The sequence below is a fragment of the Alphaproteobacteria bacterium genome (assembly GCA_020638555.1).
Lineage (GTDB): Bacteria > Pseudomonadota > Alphaproteobacteria > Bin95 > Bin95 > JACKII01.
Map to the genome: position 1 here is coordinate 40700 of JACKII010000002.1, position 20900 is coordinate 61599.

Annotated in this window: 19 protein-coding genes and 1 tRNA gene; 13 read left to right on the forward strand and 7 right to left on the reverse strand. The window is 69.6% G+C overall.

Annotated elements, in window-relative coordinates; all coding sequences use genetic code 11:
• Positions 1-17: 17 nt before the first annotated feature.
• Positions 18-1844 carry an NAD(P)/FAD-dependent oxidoreductase gene (locus tag H6844_06290; protein ID MCB9929005.1) on the forward strand — a complete coding sequence of 609 codons (1827 nt, stop codon included), beginning with the start codon at positions 18-20 and terminating at the stop codon, positions 1842-1844.
• Between the two features lie 78 nt (positions 1845-1922).
• Here the strand turns inward: H6844_06290 and H6844_06295 are convergent, their stop codons facing one another.
• The gene (locus H6844_06295; protein MCB9929006.1) at positions 1923-3113 is read right to left on the reverse strand and encodes a PQQ-dependent sugar dehydrogenase; all 1191 of its coding nucleotides are present in this window, start codon (positions 3111-3113) and stop codon (positions 1923-1925) included.
• Positions 3114-3379: 266 nt separating this feature from the next.
• Here H6844_06295 and H6844_06300 point away from each other — a divergent pair.
• The 9 genes from H6844_06300 to H6844_06340 all read left to right on the forward strand — a co-directional run bounded on the left by H6844_06300 (position 3380) and on the right by H6844_06340 (position 9733).
• Positions 3380-3454, forward strand: a tRNA-Gly gene (locus H6844_06300).
• A gap of 61 nt (positions 3455-3515) precedes the next feature.
• Positions 3516-4001, forward strand: coding sequence for a flavodoxin family protein (locus H6844_06305; GenBank protein MCB9929007.1), 486 nt, complete (start codon positions 3516-3518; stop codon positions 3999-4001).
• Between the two features lie 107 nt (positions 4002-4108).
• Complete coding sequence (locus H6844_06310) at positions 4109-4543, forward strand: nitroreductase family deazaflavin-dependent oxidoreductase (GenBank protein MCB9929008.1); 435 nt, start codon at positions 4109-4111, stop codon at positions 4541-4543.
• A 10-nt stretch (positions 4544-4553) separates the two neighbouring features.
• The gene (locus H6844_06315; GenBank protein MCB9929009.1) at positions 4554-5321 is read left to right on the forward strand and encodes an enoyl-CoA hydratase/isomerase family protein; all 768 of its coding nucleotides are present in this window, start codon (positions 4554-4556) and stop codon (positions 5319-5321) included.
• Positions 5322-5644: 323 nt separating this feature from the next.
• Complete coding sequence (locus tag H6844_06320; GenBank protein MCB9929010.1) at positions 5645-6280, forward strand: HAD-IA family hydrolase; 636 nt, start codon at positions 5645-5647, stop codon at positions 6278-6280.
• Positions 6281-6346: 66 nt separating this feature from the next.
• A complete protein-coding gene (locus H6844_06325) occupies positions 6347-7054 on the forward strand; it encodes an HAD family hydrolase (protein ID MCB9929011.1) in 708 nt (235 codons plus the stop codon).
• Between the two features lie 58 nt (positions 7055-7112).
• Positions 7113-7913 (forward strand): glucose 1-dehydrogenase, encoded by an 801-nt coding sequence (locus H6844_06330; GenBank protein MCB9929012.1) that lies wholly within the window; start codon positions 7113-7115, stop codon positions 7911-7913.
• 30 nt (positions 7914-7943) lie between these two features.
• The gene (locus tag H6844_06335) at positions 7944-8726 is read left to right on the forward strand and encodes an SDR family oxidoreductase (protein MCB9929013.1); all 783 of its coding nucleotides are present in this window, start codon (positions 7944-7946) and stop codon (positions 8724-8726) included.
• Positions 8727-9055: 329 nt separating this feature from the next.
• Positions 9056-9733, forward strand: coding sequence for a cold-shock protein (locus H6844_06340; protein MCB9929014.1), 678 nt, complete (start codon positions 9056-9058; stop codon positions 9731-9733).
• A 254-nt stretch (positions 9734-9987) separates the two neighbouring features.
• Here the strand turns inward: H6844_06340 and H6844_06345 are convergent, their stop codons facing one another.
• Both H6844_06345 and H6844_06350 read right to left on the reverse strand, forming a co-directional pair.
• Positions 9988-11418 (reverse strand): MmgE/PrpD family protein, encoded by a 1431-nt coding sequence (locus H6844_06345; GenBank protein ID MCB9929015.1) that lies wholly within the window; start codon positions 11416-11418, stop codon positions 9988-9990.
• 50 nt (positions 11419-11468) lie between these two features.
• Positions 11469-12545, reverse strand: a complete 1077-nt coding sequence (locus H6844_06350; GenBank protein MCB9929016.1) for a PA0069 family radical SAM protein — start codon at positions 12543-12545, stop codon at positions 11469-11471.
• 28 nt (positions 12546-12573) lie between these two features.
• On the opposite strand from H6844_06350, the gene H6844_06355 reads away from it, so the two are divergent.
• Together H6844_06355 and H6844_06360 are read left to right on the forward strand one after the other, a co-directional pair.
• Positions 12574-13290: a TIGR04283 family arsenosugar biosynthesis glycosyltransferase gene (locus tag H6844_06355; GenBank protein ID MCB9929017.1), complete on the forward strand. Its 717-nt coding sequence runs from the start codon at positions 12574-12576 to the stop codon at positions 13288-13290.
• Positions 13283-13903 carry a DUF2064 domain-containing protein gene (locus tag H6844_06360; protein MCB9929018.1) on the forward strand — a complete coding sequence of 207 codons (621 nt, stop codon included), beginning with the start codon at positions 13283-13285 and terminating at the stop codon, positions 13901-13903. The genes H6844_06355 and H6844_06360 overlap by 8 nt, the downstream gene beginning before the upstream one ends.
• Positions 13904-14612: 709 nt before the next feature.
• Here H6844_06360 and H6844_06365 read toward each other — a convergent pair.
• Positions 14613-16151, reverse strand: a complete 1539-nt coding sequence (locus H6844_06365) for an AMP-binding protein (GenBank protein MCB9929019.1) — start codon at positions 16149-16151, stop codon at positions 14613-14615.
• Between the two features lie 70 nt (positions 16152-16221).
• Positions 16222-17058: a trypsin-like serine protease gene (locus H6844_06370; protein MCB9929020.1), complete on the reverse strand. Its 837-nt coding sequence runs from the start codon at positions 17056-17058 to the stop codon at positions 16222-16224.
• Between the two features lie 106 nt (positions 17059-17164).
• Between H6844_06370 and H6844_06375 the strand changes: the two genes are divergently transcribed.
• Positions 17165-17857, forward strand: a complete 693-nt coding sequence (locus tag H6844_06375) for a Crp/Fnr family transcriptional regulator (protein ID MCB9929021.1) — start codon at positions 17165-17167, stop codon at positions 17855-17857.
• A gap of 46 nt (positions 17858-17903) precedes the next feature.
• On the opposite strand, the gene H6844_06380 is transcribed toward H6844_06375, so the two are convergent.
• Positions 17904-19328 (reverse strand): multidrug transporter, encoded by a 1425-nt coding sequence (locus tag H6844_06380; protein MCB9929022.1) that lies wholly within the window; start codon positions 19326-19328, stop codon positions 17904-17906.
• Positions 19329-19498: 170 nt separating this feature from the next.
• Positions 19499-20776 (reverse strand): LLM class flavin-dependent oxidoreductase, encoded by a 1278-nt coding sequence (locus H6844_06385; protein ID MCB9929023.1) that lies wholly within the window; start codon positions 20774-20776, stop codon positions 19499-19501.
• Positions 20777-20900: the final 124 nt, after the last annotated feature.

Sequence of the window (20900 nt, forward strand, 5' to 3'; positions counted from 1 at the left end):
GTGTTTTGGAGTTCACAATGGTCAGCGAGTTACGATCCGCCGCGAATGCGCAGGGACGCGGTTATGCCGGCGACGCCCTGCGCGAAAAATACCGGGCGGAGCGCGATCGCCGTCTGCGCTCCGACGGCACCGACCAGTATGTGGCGACCGTCGGCGACTTTGCCCATTATCTCGACGACCCCCACGCCGACCCGACCTTTGCCCGCGCGCCGGTCGATGAAACCGTCGATGTCGCGATCCTTGGGGGCGGTTTCGGCGGATTGCTCGCGGCCGCGCGCCTTGTCGCCGCCGGCATCGACGATTTCCGCATCATCGAGAAGGCGGGCGATTTCGGCGGCACCTGGTACTGGAACCGCTATCCGGGCGCGGCCTGCGATACCGAAGCCTATATCTACATGCCGCTGTTGGAAGAGGTCGGCTACATCCCGACCCGGAAATACGCGCGGGCGACCGAGTTGTATGCGCATTGCCAGCGCATCGGGCGGCATTTCGACCTCTATGGCAGGGCGTATTTCCAGACCCTGGTGACCGAGGCGCGCTGGGACGAACGGGCGTTGCGCTGGATCGTGACCACCAGCCGCGGCGACAGCCTGCGCGCCCGGTTCCTGATCCTGGCCGGCGGCACGACGCTGGGCCGGCCCAAGCTGCCGGGCGTCCCGGGGATCGAACGCTTCAAGGGCCACACCTTCCACACCAGCCGCTGGGATTACGACTACACCGGCGGCGATGCGAGCGGCGGCCTCGACAAGCTGCGCGACAAGCGCGTGGGCATTATCGGCACCGGCGCGACGGCGGTTCAATGCGTGCCGCATCTGGGACGCTCGGCCCAGGACCTCTATGTGTTCCAGCGCACGCCGTCCTCCGTCGATGTCCGCGCCGACCGGCCGACCGACCCGGACTGGGCCGCCGGCCTGCGGCCCGGCTGGCAGCAGGAGCGGATCGCGAATTTCACCGCCGTCATCTCCGGCGCGGATTTCGAGGAGGATCTGGTCAATGACGGCTGGACCGACCTGATCGGCAACATCCTGCTGGCCGCGCGCCGCCGCCAGCAGGCGGGCGAGGCGGTGGAGGACGCGCAGGCGCTGATCCAGCAGGCCGACGACCAGAAAATGGACCAGGTGCGCGCCCGCATCGACGCCATCGTCAAGGACAAGGCCACGGCGGCGGCGCTGAAGCCCTGGTACAACCAGTTCTGCAAGCGCCCCTGCTTTCATGACGACTACCTCCCCACCTTCAACCGGCCGAACGTGCATCTGGTCGACACCAAGGGCCGGGGTGTCGAGCGGATCACGGAAACCGGCGTCGTGGTCGACGGCCGGGAATACGAACTCGACTGCCTGATCTACGCCACCGGTTTCGAAGTCGGCACCGGCTATCAGCGCACCATCGGCTTCGACCTCCACGGCCGCGGCGGGCAGAGCCTGGCCGACAAATGGAAGGACGGGGCCGAGACGCTGCACAGCCTCTTCACCCGCGGCTTTCCCAATCTGATCGTCTTTTCCACCATGCAATCCGGCCAGAGCGCCAACTTCCAGCATATGCTGGACGTCAAGTCCCGGCACATTGCCTATGTCCTGAGCGAAGCCAAGGCCCGCGGCGTCAAGGCGTTGGAGCCCAGCGCCGAGGCGGAACAGGAATGGGTGGATACCATCGTCAAACTCGCGATCGGCCGCCGGGCGTTTCTGTCGGAATGCACGCCCGGCTACTACAACAACGAGGGCGGCAAACTCGACATGCGCATTGCGAAGAACAACCAGTATTGGCGCGGGCCGATGGTCTATGTCCGCCATCTGGACCGCTGGCGCGCCGAGGGCACCCTGCCGGGGCTCGAACTGACGGTGTGATCGACCGGCACCCCGGCGACCGCGGCCGGGGCGTCGAGCCATGCCGCGGCGCGCGCGGTTCGCGGAGGCCCGCGCGGCTCAGTTCGCGGGGGTCAGGCGGATGAGCGCGCCATTGCCGGAGTCGGTCAGGATCATGACGGCGCCGTCCCGCGCCACGTCCACGTCGCGCACCCGGGCTTCGCCCTGAAGGTAGCGGGCCTCGCCGGTGACCCGGGTCCCGTCCAGTTCCAGCCGCACCAATGCCCGGCTCGCCAGGCCGCCGATCAGCACGCTGCCGCACCAGCCGGGAAACAGCCGGCCGTCGTAAAAGGCCATGCCCGACGGCGCGATCACCGGGTCCCAATAATAGAGCGGCTGCTCCATGCCGGCGGCGGCGGTCAGGCCCTGTCCGATCGGCGCGCCGGAATAATCCTCGCCATAGGTCACGATGGGCCAGCCATAGTTGCGGCCCGGCTCCGGCCGGTTCAACTCGTCGCCGCCGCGCGGCCCGTGTTCCACGGTCCAGAGCGCGCCGTCGGGGCCGAGCGCCGCTGCCTGGATGTTGCGGAAGCCCCAGGCCCAGATTTCCGGTTGCCCGCCCGCGATCCGGGGATTGCCGGCCGCCGCGCCGCCCATCGGCTCGATCCGCAGCACCTTGCCCAGATGGGTCGAGACATCCTGCGCCAGCCGGCGCGGCTCGGGGCGCGACCGCTCGCCCGTGGTGACGAACAGGGCGCCGTCGCGGTCGAACACCAGTCGCGAGCCGAAATGCAGGGTCGAGTTCCAGGCCGGCTGTTGGTGAAAGATCGCCCTGACTTCTGTCATGGTCCGGCCATCCGCCGACAGGAAGCCCGTGGCCACCGCGGTCGCGTTCGTGCCATGGCCGCGGGGTTCGGCATAGCTCCACCAGACCCGGCGGGTCGCGGCGAAATCGTCCGCCACGACAACGTCCAGCAGTCCGCCCTGGCCGCGCGCATCGACATCGGGCAGGCCCGCAATCGCAGCGGAGACGTGGCCATCGGGCGAGACCAGCCGCATCCGCCCCGGCCGCTCCGTCACCAGCCAGCGCCCGTCGGACAGTTGATCCATGCCCCAGGGGTGTTCCAGCCCGGTGGCGATCACCTCGCGGGTCAGGTTCACGCCCGCGTCGACGATCGGCGCGCGGGTCTGGCCCGCGAAAGCGGGGCGCTGGTCGGGCGCATTCGGCGGTGCGGCATTGAAGTTCTGTGCGGACCCGGCAAGGGGCGCCAGGGCGACCGCGAGCGCAAGGATCAGGATCGTCCGGTTCATCTGTTCACTCCGTTCCTGCGGCGCATTGCACTGCCCACCGTCCGGGATTTTGGCGCGATTGCCCAATGAATTTGGCGTGTTCCGGTAGGGGAGCGCGAGGGCCGCGGCGCAGGCCCGGCCCGGGATTGCGCCCTTGCCCTCGCCCCGTCGGCCTGGCGGGGCGTTCGAGGGGCGGGCCGCGGCCCGTTCGCGGGGCCTGCGGCGGCGACGTGCTCGAAATTCCGTTGCCGGCCGCCGCGGCTTCGCCTATCGTGGCCGGCATGGATGCGGGTGTAGTTCAGTGGTAGAACGTCAGCTTCCCAAGCTGAATGTCGTCGGTTCGATCCCGATCACCCGCTCCAACGCTCCGGCTTTCGACGCCGTTTCGCGCCGCTGATGCCCGTCGCCGGAACCGCCAAGCCAATGCCCCGCCTCCTGATCGTCTACCACTCCCGCACCGGCGGCGCGCGCCAGATGGCCGAGGCGGCCGCTGCCGCGGCGCGCGCAGAGGCCCCGACCACGCTCAAGCCCGCCGCCGAGGCCGGCCCGGACGACCTGCTGGCCGCCGACGGCTATCTGTTCGCGGCGCCGGAAAATCTGGCCGCGCTTTCCGGCGTGATGAAGGATTTCTACGACCGTTGCTATTACCCGGTGCTGGGCCGGATCGAGGGGCGGCCCTATGCGCAGATGGTCTCGGCCGGCTCGGACGGCGAGGGGGCGGCGCGGCAGACCGCGCGCATCGTCACCGGCTGGCGCCTGAAAGCAGTGCAACCGCCGTTGATCGTCTGCACCCACGCCCAGACGCCCGAGGCCATTCTCGCGCCCAAAACCATCGCCGAGGCCGACCTCGCCCGCTGCCGCGAACTGGGCGCGGCGCTGGCCGCGGGCCTGGCGCTCGGCGTGTTCTGAGCCGTCCCGCAGGCGCGTCCCGAACCCTGGCGCTCGCCCGGCGGCCGTGGCACACTCGTGGCCGAACCCCAACAATACCCCGATAAAATATCGACGAGGACCCCCCGATGGCAGAATACATCCCCCCGGCGCTGGATTGGGTGCGCGAGCAGGTGGAGCTCTATGAGGGCAGCGGCGGCACCAAGGGCACGACGCTCCGCGACACCGGCCTGCCCTGCATCATCGTCACCCACCAGGGCAACAAGACCGGCGGCATCCGCAAAATCCCGCTGATGCGGGTCAAGGTCGGCGATGCCTATGTGCTGGTCGGCTCCTATGGCGGGCGCGAGAAGAACCCGGTCTGGGTCTACAATCTGCGCGCCAACCCGGACGTCGACATTCGCGACGCGACCGAGGTGTTCAAGATGCGGGTGCGCGAGGTGCCGCCCGGGCCGGAGCGCGACCGCTTGTGGGAGGCCTGCGCCAAGGCGTTTCCGCCTTATCTGGACTATGAGAAAAAGGCGCCGCGCCTGATCCCGGTCTTCCTGGCCGAGCCGGTCTGAGGCCGTCGTCATGCCCGTCGAATTCAGCCGCCGCGACGAGTTCGCCATCATCACCCTCAACCGGCCGGAGGCGATGAACGCGCTGGCCTTTTCGGTGGTGGAGGAGATCGACGCCGCCATCGACCAGGCCGTCGCCAGCGACGCCCGCGCCGTGATCTTCACCGGCGCCGGCGACAAGGCGTTCTGCGCCGGGGCCGACATCAACGAGTTGCAGAGCCTGACGCCGGTCGGCTTCCGCACCCAGATGCGCCGCGGCCAGAGCGTGCTGGCGCGCCTCGACACGCTGCCGATCCTCTCCATCGCCGCGATCAACGGCTTTGCGCTCGGCGGCGGCATGGAGTTGGCGCTGGCCTGCACCTTCCGCGTCGCGGTGCCCTCGGCCCGGCTGGGCGTGCCGGAGATCAAGCTGGGGGCGATTCCCGGCTATGGCGGCACCCAGCGCCTGCCGCGCCTGATCGGCGAGGGGCGGGCGCTGGACCTGGTGCTCTCCGGCCGCTTCGCCGACGCGGCGGAGGCGGAGCGCATCGGCCTCGTGCACCGGGTGATCGAGGGCGACCTGATGGAGGGGGTGCTCGCCTTTGCCCGCCAGTACACCGGCATGAGCCTGGCGACGCTGCGGCTGGCGCGGGAAGCGGTGACCGGCGCGCTCGACCGCACCATCGCCGACGGTCTGAAGGTGGAAGCCGACCTCGCCGCCTTCTCCTTCACCCTGGAGGATGCGAAGGAGGGCACCAGCGCCTTCCTGGAAAAGCGCAAGGCCGTTTTCAAGGACCGCTAGCGCTGCCCCTGCACCGGGTTGATGGTCCCCGGACGGTGCGGAGCGCCGGTCCGGGGCCGGTGTCGGCATGCGAACACCGCCGCCTCGGGTGTTCGCGAGAGCGAGCGGCCCCGGATGCTTGCGCTGCAAGCTCCGGGGAACACCGACTTTCACCGCACTCCCGTTGGGTTGATGTTCCCCGGACGGTGCGCCGGTCCGGGGCCGGTGTCGGCATGCGAACATCGCCGCCTCGGGTGCCCGCCTGCGTTTCGCGCTGGCCATGGCTGGCCGGCCGTGGTTTTCTGCCCCCAGCCTCTCGCACCCGCAAACGAACGAGTTCGCCTATGCCCGGCCCGTTTTCCGCCGTCCTCTGGGATTTCGGCGGCGTGATTCTCTCCAGCCCGTTCGACGCCTTCGCCCGGTACGAGGCGGAGATCGGCCTGCCCGACGGCTTTATCCGCCGGTTGAACGCCACCAATCCGGACGACAATGCCTGGGCCAAGCTGGAGCGGTCCGACGTTTCGCTCGACGAATTCTGCAATCTCTTCGAGGCCGAAGCCCGCGCGGCCGGCGGCGAACTCTCCGGCCACAAGGTGATTTCGCTGCTGGCCGGCGAGGTACGGCCGGACATGGTGGCGGCCCTGCGCACCGTGGCCGCCCGCTACAAGACCGCCTGCCTGACCAACAACGTCAAGACCTCCACCCGGACGCCGGAAAAACAGGCCGAGATCGACCGGATCATGGGGATTTTCGGCGTGGTGGTCGAAAGCTCCAAGGTCGGCGTGCGCAAGCCGGAGCCGGCCTTCTACGCGAAGGCCTGCGCGATGCTGGAGATCGAGCCGCATCAGGCGATCTTCCTCGATGACCTGGGCGTCAATCTGAAGCCGGCGCGGGCCATGGGCATGGCCACGATCAAGGTGGCCTCGCCCGCCCAGGCGCTGGGGGAGCTGGAGATCCTGCTTGGCCATCCCGTCCGCTGAGACCGGCGATGGCTGAAAATGGCGATGGCTGAAAATGGCGACGGGACGCCGACGGTCCGGATTGCCATGTGGTCCGGGCCCAGGGCGCTCTCGACCGCGCTGATGCGGGCCTGGGAGAACCGGCCCGATTGCCTCGTGGTGGACGAGCCGCTTTATGCCGCCTATCTGGCCGCGACCGGCCTCGACCACCCGATGCGCGCCGCGGTGCTGGCGGCCCAGGCGCAGGACGCGGGCCTCGTCGCCCGGCGGATGACGACCATGACCGGCGCGCCCATCATCTACCAGAAGCATATGAGCCACCATCTGCTGCCGACCATGCCGCGGGATTGGGTGGACCGGCTCGCCAACGCCTTTCTGATCCGCGACCCGGCCCGCGTGCTCGCCTCCTATGACCGCAAGCGCCCGGCGCCGACCCTGGCCGATATCGGCATCGGGCAGCAGGGCGAAGTGTTCGACCGCCTGGCCGACCGCGACGGCCGCGCGCCGCCGGTGATCGACGCCGACGACCTGCAACGGGCGCCGGAGACGGTGCTGCGCGCGCTCTGCCGGGCGCTGGGCGTGCCGTTCCGGGCGGAAATGCTGGCCTGGCCCGCGGGTCCGCGGGCCAGCGACGGCGTCTGGGCGCCGCACTGGTATGATGCGGTCTGGCGCTCCACCGGCTTCGGGCCGCCGCGGGAGCGGGCGACGACGCTGGCGCCGGCGCTCGCCCGCCTGGCCGAGCAGGCCCGCCCGCTCTACGAGCGCCTTGCCCGCCATCGCCTCGCCGCGGCGTGACAAGCGCGGCCGCGGGTGGCATGCTGCCGGTCACACGCTCGCAAGACCGAAGCCGCCCATGACCATCCCCCCATTGTTCGACCTGTCCGGCAAGGTGGCCGTCGTCACCGGCGCCTCGCGCGGCATCGGCGAGTCCATCGCCCAACAACTGGCGGCGCACGGCGCCCGGGTCGTGGTGTCCTCGCGCAAGGCCGAGGCCTGCGACCGGGTCGTGGCCGATATCAAGGCCAACTGGGCCCGGGGTGAGGGCGACGCCATGACCATCCCCTGCCATGTGGGCCAGCGCGACCAGTGCGAGGCGTTGATCGACCGCACCATCGCCGCCTGGGGCCGGGTCGACATTCTGGTGCTCAACGCCGCCGTCAGCGCCCATCGCGGGCCGATGGCGGAGGCGGAGGACTGGATGTTCGACAAAATGTTCGCCGCCAACATCCGCGGCGCGCTCTGGCTGACCGACCGGGCCTGCCCGGACATGGCCCGCCGCAAGGACGGCGCCGTCATCCTGATCGGCTCGGCCGGTGGGCTGCGCGGCTCGTCGGACATGGGGCTTTACGGCATCACCAAGGCCGCGGACATGCAGATCGCGCGCAACCTGGCCGTCACCTGGGGCAAGCACAACATCCGCGCCAATTGCGTCGCGCCCTCGCTGGTGGTGACCGACATGGCGGAGGTGCTGACCACGGACGCGAAACGGCAGCAGACCCTGGAATGGACCTATCCCATGAAGCGCATCGGCACGGTGGAGGACGTCTCGGGCGTCGTCGTGGCGCTCGCCGGCCCGGCCGGGGCCTGGACCAGCGGCCAGACCATCGTCATCGACGGCGGCATGATGGCCGGCCCGGGCCGGGAGGAGGGCTGAGCCATGACCGAACCGAGCGAAATTCCCGCCATGTTCGACCTGTCCGGCCAGGTGGCCGTCGTCACCGGCTCGACCAAGGGTATCGGCAAGGCCATTGCCGCGCGGATGGCGCAGCACGGCGCCAAGGTGGTCGTCTCCTCGCGCAAGGCCGATGTCGTCGAAGCCGTGACGGCGGAGATCAACCGCGACTTCGCCGCCCATGGCGGCGAGGCCATCGGCGTTCCCGCCAATATCGGCCGCCGGCCCGAATGCGAGGCGCTGGTCGCCGCGGCGCTCGACCGGTGGGGCCGGATCGACACCTTCGTCGCCAATGCCGCCATCAACCCCTATTACGGCCCGCTGCACGAGATCCCGGAAGACGCCTTCCTCAAGATCATGAGCACCAATGTGCAGAGCCCGATCTGGTTCTCCGGCCTGGTTTGCCCGCAAATGGCGGCGCGGGGCGGCGGCAATTTCATCGTGGTGTCGTCGGTGGGCGGGTTGCGCGGCGACGCCAAGATCGGCGCCTATTGCCTGTCGAAGGCGGCCGACATGCAACTGGTGCGGAACATGGCGGTGGAATGGGGGCAACACAATATCCGCGCCAATTGCATCGCCCCCGCGCTGGTGCGCACCGATTTCGCGCGGGCCTTGTGGGAAAATCCGGTGCGCCACGAAAATGCCTTAATGACCTATCCGCTGCACCGATTGGGGGAGCCGGACGACATTGCCGGCATGGCCGTGATGCTGGCCAGCCGGGCCGGCGCCTGGATTTGTGGCCAGACCCTGACCGTAGATGGCGGAATGATGGCGGGAATCGGGCGATACGAGTAGCCGCTCCGACGCCGATTACGTCATTGTCGCATATCTGTAATTTCGTTTTTATTGATTGCGGAGCCAAACAGACGTAAGATTACCGCACAGGTAAGCGATTTGTTGCCGTCGGATTCAGCAACCCCGACGGCTGCGAATGAGGTGCAGCAAAAGCAGTCGCAACATCTGAGTCATATGGTCGAAGACGGGTTGGCGCCCGGGGGCCGATAAGGTCGGTCCACCACGCCGTCTCGCATCGCACTTACCTGTGAATCGTCCTACCGATCACACTGGCTCAGCGGACTTGCGGGTCGAACTAGGAAAGACCCGCTACGGAGTGGTTCCTACACATGTCGAATTTTGACCGGCCGCCTGTGAAGGCCGAGAGCGTGACCGTTACGGTCAAGTGGTTTAACGCGACCAAAGGGTTCGGTTTCGTCCAGCTCGAGGACGGCTCCGATGCGTTTTTGCACGCTTCGGTTCTGGTGCCCACCGGCTATGACGAACTCACCGATGGCAGCACGCTGGTGTGCGATATCGCCGATGGCCGCAAGGGCCAGCAGGTGGCCGCGGTGCACGAGGTAACGCTGGCGGATGCGCCGCCGCGTCGGCCGCGCGGGCCGGGCGGCCCTGGCGGTCCGCGCCGGGATTTCGGTGATCGCGGCGATCGCGGCGGTTATGGCGACCGGGGCGGTTTTGGCGACCGTGGCGGTTTCGGTGACCGTGGCGGTTTCGGCGGCGGACGCAGCGCCTATGGCCCGCCCCGCGGCGACCGTGGCGGCTTCGGCGGTCGCGACCGGGATCGCGACCAGGGTCCCGCGACCGTGGTCGATGGTACGGTGAAGTTCTTCAATGCCGAAAAGGGCTATGGCTTCATCGCGCCGGATGACGGTGGCGCCGATGTGTTCATCTCCGGCCGCGTGCTGGAGCGGGTGGGTGTCCCCAGCCTGGAAACGAACCAGCGCGTCCGCGTCTCGGCCCGCCAGGGCCAGAAGGGCATGGTCGCCTCGAATCTCGAACTGCTCTAAGCATTTTTCTTGCGGAAGCGGCGTGGTTGCCGCCGCTTCCTCCCATTCCGGCGCGACGCGGTTCCGACGGCGTGGCGCCGGATGGCGTTTGGCCGGACGGAATTCCCTGGACGGAATTCCCCATCAGAACCGATCCCCGGTCCTGCCGCAGGCGGAGAGCCTGCGCCGGCGGCGGCCCAACCCGCCGGGTTTCGTGGCAGAGGCCGGATACGCCACCCGCCACGACCAGCCCCGCCCGTAGCGGGAGCTGCGGCTCAGCCGGCTGCGAGCGCGTCCATCAGCGCCCAGCCGTCGGCGGCCTTGTCCAACCCCATGACCGCATCGAACACCCGTTCGGCCCGCACCCGGTTCACGGCCCGGGTGGCGTTGGCCCAGAATTTGGCCTCGATATCGGCCGCGGTCAGCGGATTGGCATCCGAGCCGCGATTGACGTCCTCGCGATAACGGTGGGTCCGGCCGTCCTTGGTCTGCACCACGATTTCGCCGGAATAATAGCGCGGGAAGCGGGTGTTCGGGTCCTCCGCCCAGTCCACCTTCGCCGCTAGGTCGAGCGCGGCCTCTTCGCTATAGGCGGCGGGGTCCAGCTCATCCAGGGTGAAGCGGCCGCGCAACAGGCTCTGGGCGACGATATAGGGCACCGAGAACTGCGCCTCGTAGGCGTTGGCCGGCCGCTGCTTCGCTGCCAGCGGCTCGCACACCACCTGGGCCGGGGTCGGGTGGATCAGGGCGGTGATGCGCTCGATGGCGTCGGCGGTGATGCCGTCGGCGCGCATGGCCAGCGCCGCGTCGGCGAATGAGTGGTTGAAATGGCAGGCGGGGTAGGGCTTGAAGCCGACCTGCTCCAACTCCCAATCCCGGCCGAGGCCGGCGGTGCAAACGCCGAGGTCCGCCTCGTTGTCCGCGCCCAGATGCAGGTTGAACAGGCCATAGCGGCCCTCATAGGTTTTGGACGGCCCCTGGAAGCCCTCGTTGGCCAGCGCGGTGGCGGTGATGCCCGCGACCCCGGCCCAGCCCGGATGCATGCGCTTGGTCCAGGCGCCATCGCTCAGGAATTCGAGCGATCCCGCGGCCATGGACAGCGCGATGCCCTGGGCGTCGCAGAGCTTGTGCACGGGCAGGCCCGCGAGCTTGCCGGCGGCGAGCGTCGCCCCGAACGCGCCCACCAGACCGGTCGGATGGTGGCCGCGCACATGGAAGCCGCCCTGGGCCGCCGCACCGATCCGGGCCGCGGTCTCGACTCCCACCAGATAGGCGGCCAGCAGGTCGCCGCCGGAGGCATCCACTTTCAGGGCCTGGCCCAGCGCCGTCGCCAGCGCGCTGGCGCTGGCGTGGATGACGCCGGCGGTGTGGGTGTCGTCATAGTCCAGACCGTGGATCAGCGTGCCGTTCAGCAGCACTTGGTCGCGCAGCGGCAGCGCCAGCGGCATGCCGATGGCCGGGTAGTCGCCCGCACCGGCCAGCCCGCCGATGGCGGTGGCGGCGCGCTGGGCGAACTCGAACGTGGTGGACGCGAGCGCAATGCCGAGACAGTCGAGAATGTGCAGCTTGGCCCGCTGCACCACCCGCTCCGGCACGTCGCCGAGGCTGAGATTGTCGGCGAACAGCGCCAGTTGCCGGGCGATGGTGGCGTCGCCGGCGCTGGCCTTGGCGGCGCTGGCGGTTTGGGGCTGGCTCGGCGCGTTCATGGGCGGATCTCCCTGGGCATTCGGTGGCCGGCACTATAGCCGCCCGGCCGCTACAAGGCGAGTTGCAGTTGCTGCCCCGGCGCGGGCGGCGGCGCGAACAGGTCGGTGCGCAGGTCTGCCGCCCGGCGGTCCAGGCCGAAGCGCTGTGCCGCCTGGCGGAAGCGCTGGCGGATCAGGTCGGCATAGGGGCCCGTGCCCCGCATCCGCTCGCCAAAGCCGCTGTTGTAGAGCGCGCCGCCGCGGGTCTGGCGCACCAGGCTTTCGACCTTGCCGGCGCGGTCGGGATAGTGTTCGGCCAGCCACTCGCGGAACAGGTCCTTGATCTCCAGTGGCAATCGCAACAGCGTGTAGGCGGCCTCGCGCGCGCCGGCGTCCCGGGCCGCTTCCAGGATCGGCTCGATCTCGTGATCCGTCAGGCCGGGGATGATCGGGGCGACGTTGACGCAGACGGGCACCCCCGCCTCGGCCAGCGCCCGGATCGCCTCCAGCCGCCGGCCCGGCGTCGAAGCCCGTGGCTCCATCGCGCGGGCCAGCCTGCGGTCCAGCGTCGTGACGGAGATGGTGACATGGCCCAGGCCCAGCGCGGCCAGTTCGGCCCAGAGATCGGCATCGCGCACCACCAGCGCCGACTTGGTCACCACGCCGACCGGGTGGCGGAATCGCAGCAGCACGCCCAGAATGGCGCGCGTGATCTTGTGCTCGCGCTCGATCGGCTGATAGGCATCGGTGTTGGCGCCCAATAGGACAAAATCCGGCTTGTAGCGCGGGTCGGAGAGTTCCCGGCGCAGCACCTCCGCCGCGTCGAATTTCGCGAACAGCTTCGTTTCGAAATCCTGGCCGGGCGAAAACCCCCAATAGGCATGGGTCGGCCGGGCGTAACAATAGATGCAACCGTGCTCGCAGCCGCGGTAAGGGTTGATGGTGCGGTCGAAGCCCAGGTCCGGGGACTGGTTGAAGGTGATGACATGCTTGGCGGTATCCGGCATGACCGTGGTCGGCAGACGGTTCTCCGGCTCCTGGAACCAGCCGTCGTCGACGGCGCTGCGGGTGGTCGCCTCGAACCGCCCGGACCGGTTCGAGACGGCGCCGCGGCCGCGCAGGGGGTGAAGGGGGGATCGCTCGCTCATAACGGAACAAAATGGCATTAAAGGAAACATGTCAAGAACAATTGAGAGGTTAAGCCTTGCGGTCCCGACCGGGTCGCGCCTGCCGGTGGCGGTGATCGTCCCGGCCCTGAACGCTGCCGCGCGGCTCGGCGCCACGCTGGACGCGGTGGCGGGCTCGGTCGACGCGGTCATCGTTGCCGATGGCGGGTCGGCCGATGCGACCGCCTCGGTGGCGGAGCGTCACGGTGTGCGCGTGGTGACGGCGCCGCGGGGCCGCGGCCCGCAATTGCGGGCGGGGGCGGAACTGGCGCGCGACCAAGCCTGGCTGCTGTTCCTGCACGCCGACACCGTGTTGCAACCGGGCTGGGAGGACGCGGTGCGCGCGCATATTGCCGATGCTGCCGGCAAGGCCGGGTATTTCCGCCTGCGGCTCGACGATGCCGCCCCTGCCGCCCGCCGTGTCGAGCGGCTGGCGGCCTGGCGCTCCCGCAGGCTGGGCCTGCCCTATGGCGACCAGGGGTTGCTGATTTCCCGCGCTCTTTATGTCGAAATCGGCGGGTTTCGGGCCCTGCCGCTCATGGAGGATGTGGACCTTGTCCGCCGCATCGGCCGGACCCGATTGCGCGCGCTGGCGGCGGATGCGCTCACGTCCGCTGCCCGCTATCGCCGCGACGGCTATTGGCGCCGGCCGGCGCGCAATCTGGCGCTGCTGTCGCTCTATTTCCTGGGCGTGGCGCCCGAGCGTCTGGTGCGCTGGTATGGATAGGTGCGCGCGCGCCCGGCCGCCGCGCACGGTCATCGTCTTCATGCGTTCACCGGTGCTGGGCCGGGTCAAGACGCGGCTGGCGCGCGAGACCGGCAGCCTGGCCGCCTGGCAGTTTTACCGCCGCGCCAGTGCGCGCCTGCTGCGCCGCCTGCGCGCCGACCCGACCTGGACCGTGGTCGTCGCCTGGGCCGGCCCGTCGGAGCAGCGGGCGCTGGCCCGGCCGCACGACCTTTCGCAGGGCCGGGGCGATATTGGCACCCGCATGGCCCGCTGCCTGCGCGCGGCGGCGCCGGGGCCGGTGGTGCTGTTGGGGGCCGATATCCCCGGCGTTCGCGCCCGCCATATCCGCCGGGCGTTCGCCGCGTTGGCGCGCGCGCCGCTGGTGTTCGGCCCGGCGGCGGACGGTGGCTTCTGGCTGGTCGGCGCCCGCAGCCCGGCGCACGTGCCGCGGCCGCTGTTCGCGCCCGGCATCCGCTGGTCGAGCCCGCAAACCTTGGCGGATGTGCTGGCCGACCTGCCATGTCCGGCCGCGCTCGCCGACACGCTGGCTGACGTCGACCATGCCGCCGACCTGCCGCTGCCGGCGAGCCTCACCGGCTTTCCCGGGCGTTGATCCGCTCTCAAGCGAAATGCCTGTATCCCGGCCGTCGCGGGGCGGCGGGCCGGGACCGGTCGGCGTTGCGAACACGGGCGCGGGCGGTGTTCGCACGCAGCGAACGGCCCCGGACGGCGGCTCCGCCCCTTCCGGGGAACAGGATGGGGCAAGGCTCAGGTGACGCGCTCTCAAGCGAGATAACAGTATCCCGGCCGTCGCGGGGGCGGCGGGCCGGGACCGGTCGGTTGGCGAACACGGGCGCGGGCGGTGTTCGCACGGGCGCGGACGGTGTCCGCCTCCGGGGGAACGCCGCAAGGCAGGTGACGGGCTCTGGCGAGATGGCAGTATCCGCCGTCGCTCCGGGGAACACGATGAACGCGGGCGCGGGCGGGCGCACGCCGGCGACGCGCTCTCAAGGCCAGGGGCGAGATGACTGTATCCCGGCCGTCGCGGGGCGGCGGGCCGGGACCGGTCGGCTTTGCGAACACGGGCGCGGGCGGTGTTCGCACGCCGCGAGCGGCCCCGGATGGCGGTTCCGCCCCCTCCGGGGAACAGGATGGGCAGGGCTCAGGCGACGCGCTCTCAAGCGAGATGCCTGTATCCCCGCCGTCGCGGAGCGGCGGGCCGGGACCGGTCGGCGTTGCGAACGCGGGCGCGGGCGGTGTTCGCACGCTGCCAGCGGCCCAAGACGGCGGCTCCGCACCCTCCGGGGAACAGGATGGAGGGGCTAAACCGCCTTGTCGGCCGCCAGCAGCGCGCGCAGGTCGGTCTTCAGCACCTTGCCGTAATTGTTCTTCGGCAGGCTTTCGACGAAATGGTAGGTTTTGGGCCGCTTGAACCGGGCCATGGTCTCGATGCAATAGCGGTCCAGCGTCTCGGCGTTCGCGCCGGCGCCCGCGCGGGCCACGACGAAGGCGACGACGTTTTCGCCCCATTCCTCGTCCGGCTCGCCGATCACCGAGACCTCCAGCACGGCCGGGTGCTGCAACAGCACCTCCTCCACCTCGCGCGGATAGATGTTGGTGCCGCCGGAGATGATCATGTCTTTCGAGCGATCCTTCAGCGAGAGATAGCCGTAGGCGTCGAACACGCCGACATCGCCGGTGTGCAGCCAGCCATTGCGCAGCGTCTCGGCCGAGGCCTCCGGATTGGCCCAGTAGCCGGACATGACCACGTCGCCGCGCACGCAGACCTCGCCCAGCTCGCCCGCCGGCAAGGGCCGGTCGTCGGCGTCGGCCACCATCACCTCCACATTGGCGAAGGCGCGGCCGGTGGAGGCGAGGCGGTCGGCAAAGCGCGGATGCTGCGCATCCTGCAACTCGGCCCGGCCGACCACGGTGATGGTCATCGGGCTTTCGCCCTGGCCGTAGATCTGCGCCAGCTTCGGACCCAGCAGGTCATAAGCTGCTTGGGCGTCAGCCAGATACATCGGCCCGCCGCCATAGACCACGGTGCGCAGGTTCGCCGTGTCGCCGTCCCGCACGGCCTTGTGCTCGATCAGGCGCTTGACCATGGTCGGGGCGGCGAAGAACGAGGTGCGGGGGAATCGCGCCAGCAACTCCATCATTTCCGGCGGATCGAACTTGCCGCTGGCGGGCACCACTTGCGCCGCGCAGGCAGCAACGAAGGGCAGGCCGTAGAGGCCGCCGCCATGGCTCATGGGCGCGGCGTGCAGCCAGTGATCGCCTTCCGCCACCGGGTCGACATCGCCGACATATCCGTGAATGCAGGCCATCAGGCTGCGATGGCTCAGCATGGCGCCCTTGGGCCGGCCGGTGGTGCCGCTGGTGTAGAACAGCCAGGCGAGATCGTCGGCGGCGCGGGGCTCCATCGCCAGGGGTTCGGCCCGGGTGGCGGCGCGGTAGTCCGCCGATCCGGTCACCACCAGCCGTTCGCAGGTGTCGAGCCCGGCCACCACGCCCGCCAGGTCGTCGGCCAGGTCCGGTGTGGCGAAGGCGACCCGCGCGCCGCTGTTGGCGAAAATATAGGCGAAGTCGCTCACATGCAGCTTGGCGTTGACCGGCACGGCGATCAGCCCGGCATGCCAGGCGGCCCAGAGGATTTCCTGGAATTCGACGCAATTGCTCATGGCAAAGGCGACCCGGTCGCCGGGTTGCAGACCCGCCTCGCGCCGCATCCAGCCGGCCAGCCGTTCCACCCGCTCGCCCAGTTGGGCGTAGGTCATGTGCAGGTTTGTGCCGGTGTAGAGCGCCGGGTTCTCCGGTCGGGAGCGGGCGGCGCGTTGCAAGAGCGCGGCGAGGTTCATGGGCGCGGATCCTCTGGTCGGGCGGATGGTGTTGCTTGGCCCCGACTATATCGCGCGGGTCCGGCCGCCGCTATCGGTTCACGGGACGCGGCAGCGCGCCCGCCAGGCGTTCCAGGCCCATGCGCAACGTCCTGCCGGTGACGGCGAGGCCGAAACCCGCCTCGCTGACGGCGACATGCAGGCCCACCACCGCATAACCCTGCCCCCGCCGCACCAGGATCGGCGAGCCGCTGTCGCCGTAGGTGGCGTCGCAGTCGTGCGCGAACAGCCGGCCATAGCGGTCGAACCCGCTGATGGAGCAGGCCGGTGTCCGGGTCAGGAGATGGGCGCGGTCGCCGCTATAGCCGGCCTGGGTGTAGCGGATGCCCGCCCGGCGGTCGTCCAGCCACCGGAACGCATCGAACGCCTCCACCGGCAACGGGCGCAGGGATGGGGGCATGGGATGGGCCAGCGTCACCACGGCAAAATCCGTCTCGCGACCCTCAAGGCCGCCACCGTCCTTGCGTCTCCCGCGGCCCGGCTCCGCCGGCGCGACGGCGATGGCGCTGGCCTGGCTGTGAGCCAGATACCGGCCGCGGCGATAGCCGGCGAGGAAATGCACGGTCCCCGGCGGCGCCCAGGCGTGGCCGGCGACGTGACTGCGCACGCAATGGGCGGCCGTCAGCACCCGGGTCGGCGCGATCAGGACCGCGGTGCAAAAGCCGCGCCCGGCATTGTTCAGCCGCCCGATGCTGGTCCAGGGATACGCCGCGGCCTCGACGGCCTGCCGGTCGTCCTGCCCCTGGATGCCCGGTCGCGCGCCGGGGGAAGGGGCGGGGGAAGGGGTGGGGGCGGCAACCGGCTGTTGCGCCGCCAGCGCGCCCAGCGCCAGCGCAAGCACAAACCCCAATGTCGGCAAACGGATCATCGCTGCCCCGAAAAGTCGTTGGGCCGGTCGGTGAGATGGTGCATAACGGGCACCGGGTAGGCTAATCTACTCCAACACAAAGAATACACCACAAAAGGGGACCGGGATGGATCAGTTGGCAGCCGTGAATTTGCTGCGTGGTCTGGAGCCCGCCGAGCGGGAGCGTCTGGCCAAACGCTGTGTCTGGCGCTCGTATCGCAAGGACCAGACGGTGGTGGAGAACGCCTCCGACGACCGCGACGTGTATTTTGTCATCAGCGGATCGGTGCGGATCGTGAATTTCGCGCTGTCCGGCAAGCCCGTCGCCTATGCCTCGCTCGGCGCCGGCGAGTTTTTCGGCGAACTGGCCGCCATCGACGGCCAGCCACGCTCGGCCACCGTGGTCGCGAACGAGGCGAGCCAGCTGGCGTCGCTGTCGCCGCACGCCTTCATCGAACTGATGCAGGGCCATCCCGACCTGTCGCTGGCGGTGATGCGCCGGCTGGCCGGCATCGTGCGCTCGTGCGACGAGAGGATCATGGACCTGGCGACGCTGGGGGCCATGCAGCGGGTGATCATGGAACTCTGCCGCCTGTCGAAGCCGGACCCGATCACCGCCGGCTCGTGGATGATCTATCCCTGCCCGGCCCAGCGCGAGATCGCGGCCCGCGCCTCCACCACCCGCGAGACCGTCGCCCGGGTGTTCACCCAGTTGCTGGACAGCAACCAGATCCGGCGCAAGGGCCGCAGCCTGTATTTGCAAGATCGCAAGGCGCTGGAGGCGCTGGCCTACCGGCTGGCGCCCGGCGCCAATTCCTGAGGCGGCGGCTCGGCCGCTGGCGCGGGAGCTGGGGCAGGGGAGTGGCTCAACCAGCGCCGAGACCGCTCTGGCGCGGGTTCCAGGCCGGGCCGAACAGGCAGGCCGCGAGCCCGATGCCGACGGTGGCCAGACCGGCGGCGACGCAGGCAAACAGGGCCGCGACGCTGCCGTCGAGGGCGATGACCGCAAACCCGCCGCCGGCAGCGACGGCGAAGCGCACCAGGCCCACCAGCACCGGCAACAGCATGCGGCCGGTGCCCTGGCAGGCGAAATACAGGGTCTGGCCGCCGCCGAACAGGCCATAGAGCGGCCCGGCAATGCCGAGATAGAGCCCGCCCATGGCAAACGCGGCCGCGTCGGCGGTGAACTGGCCCAGCCACAGCGTCGGCCAGAGTGCGGCCGCCAGCCCGATCGCGCCGATCAGCACGAAGCTGGCCGCAGCACCGGTCCAGGCCAGGCGGCGGGCGCGGGCATAGAGCCGGGCGCCGACATTGGCCCCGACCGCGCCGGTCAGCGCGCCGCCGATGCCGAAGGACAGCGGCACCATCATCAGCTCCAGCCGGCTGCCCAGGCCATAGCCGGCCAGCGCCGCGGTGCCGAACTCGGCCACCAGCCGCGTCACCACCACCACGGTCAGCGCGATGGTCAGGCTGTTGACGACGCCGAGCGCCCCGACCCGCAAAATATCGTGCGCCGGCGCCCAGGCGAGGCGCCGGGGCGCCAGCCGCACCGCCCGGTGCCCGCCGCCGTCGCCGGCCCGCACCAGATGCCAGCCCAGATAGAGCGCTGACAGGCCGAGGGCGATCAGCATGGCGACCGCCGGCCCGCTCACGCCCAGATTCGGGAACGGCCCCCAGCCGAGCGTCAGCGCGCCGGAAAGCGCGATTTGCACGGGGCTGGCGACGAGGACGGCGCGGGCCGGCGTCACCGTATCGCCGCTGCCGCGCAGGATCGCGAACATGGTCTGCATCGCCCACATGACGATGGCGCCGCCGAAGGCGATATGCGCATAGGCGACCGCGCCGTCCAGCACCGGTCCGCTGGCGCCGAACAGGGCGAAGACCGGCCGCGCGAACACGCCCAGCACCAGGGTGTAGAGGCCGGCCATGACGAGCGCGATCACCACCGCGTGCCAGGCCACCGCCTCGGCCCGGTCCGTGTCGCCCGCGCCCAGCGCCCGGGCGACGGCGGAGGTGATGCCGCCGCCCATGGCGCCGCCGGCCATCATCTGCATCAGGGTCTGCAACGGAAACACCAGCGCCAGGCTCGCCAGCGCCGTCGTGCCGAGTTGGCCGACAAACCAGGCGTCGGCGACAGTGACCGCGGTCATCAGCACGACCGCCGCCACGTTCGGCGTCGACAACCGCCAGAGCACCCGGCCGGGCGGCGCCTCCAGCAACAGCGCCAGCCGCGGCGATCGCGGCGGCGCCGGGGGAGGGGGTGGGGATGTCAGCGGCTGCACTTGCGCCATCGGGATGTCTCTTCGGGCTGTTTTAAGTGCATTTACACCTAAATGCCCGCTGCGTCACCGCCAATGCGATCCCGCGCAAAGCTGTTGTGCCGGGGGAGGCGGCAAAAGCCGCCCCTTGCCCCTTGCCCTCTTGCCCTCTTGCGCCCTTGCCCGTCCGGCTTGCGGCCGGCTCACTCCGCCGCCCGGTTGCGGGCCATCGGCACCGCCTGTTCCGCCCGCGGCAGCGGCTTCGGCCACCAGCGGTCCTCCCACTCATTGGTGAACAGGTCCTGCAATTGCGGCATGACCTTTTCCGCGAAAATGCGGGTGTTGTACTGGGTCAACTGCTTGTTCATGTTGCCGAATTGCAACAGCATCATCAGATGGCCGACATGCAGTTCCTTGGCCAGTTCCCGCAGTTTCTCCGCCACCTGGTCCGGATTGCCGACGATGATATAGCCGTTTTCCAGGATGGCCGGGAATTCGCGCGCGGTCTTGCTGATGACCCGTTCCTGTGCGGTTTTCGAGCGCGCGGCGGCGGAGGCGCGGGCCACCTGGCTTTCCATGCCGGCCCGCTGCGTGCCCTCGGTGACATAGCCGGGCGGGCCCGCAAAGCGCGGGTCGACGTGCAGGCATTTGTCGAAGAAATACTCCGCCGGCTCCTTGTAGAGTTCCAGCGCCTCTTTCTCGGTCTCGGCGACGCCGACGGCCTGGGCGAAGCCGGCCATATAGGGGTTGGGCTCCTTGCCGAGGGACTTCATCTCCTCCCAAAAGCCCTTCATCGTCGCCATGCCGGCCTTGTAGCCGTAATAGGAGAGGTAGGAGTAGACATAGTCCATCTCCGCGCACCAGCGCCAGGTCTCGACGCTGCCGCCGCCGGGAATCCAGATCGGCGGGTGCGGCTTCTGGATCGGCCGGGGCCAGATGTTGACATAGCGCTGCTGGTTGAAGCGGCCGTTGAAGTGGAACGTGTCCGGCTCGGTCCAGGCGCGCAGGATCAGGTCGTGCGCCTCCAGGTATTTCTCGCGCAGCTTCGACGGGTTCTGGCCATAGGCGAAACAGGTGTCCATCGGCGTGCCGACCGGGAAGCCGGCGATCAGCCGCCCGCCGGAAATGCAGTCGATCATGGCGAATTCCTCCGCCACCCGCGTCGGCGGATCGTAGAGCGCCAGCGAATTGCCCATGACGCAGATCGGCACCTGCTGCGTGCGCCTGGCCAGCGCCGAGGCGACCAGATTGGGCGAGGGCATCAGGCCATAGCCGTTCGAGTGGTGCTCGTTGCAGCAGATGGCATCGAAGCCGACATCGGCGGCGTATTCGAGTTCGTCCAGGAACTCGTTGTACATCAGATGCGCGCGCTCGGGCTTGAACAGGGTCGAGTGGATGTCGACCCAGACCGAGGGATTGTGCTCGCGGAAATCGTCCGGCAGCTCCGTATAGGGCATGAGGTGGAACCACATGAACTTCATGGCAGTGCTCCGCGGCTGGTCTGACCTGCGGCAAAGTCTCCGGCATTGCCGGGGAGGCGTCAATGGCCTCGGCCCGCGGCGGGTGCGGACCGGCGAACCTGTACCCCGGACGCTGCGGAGCGGC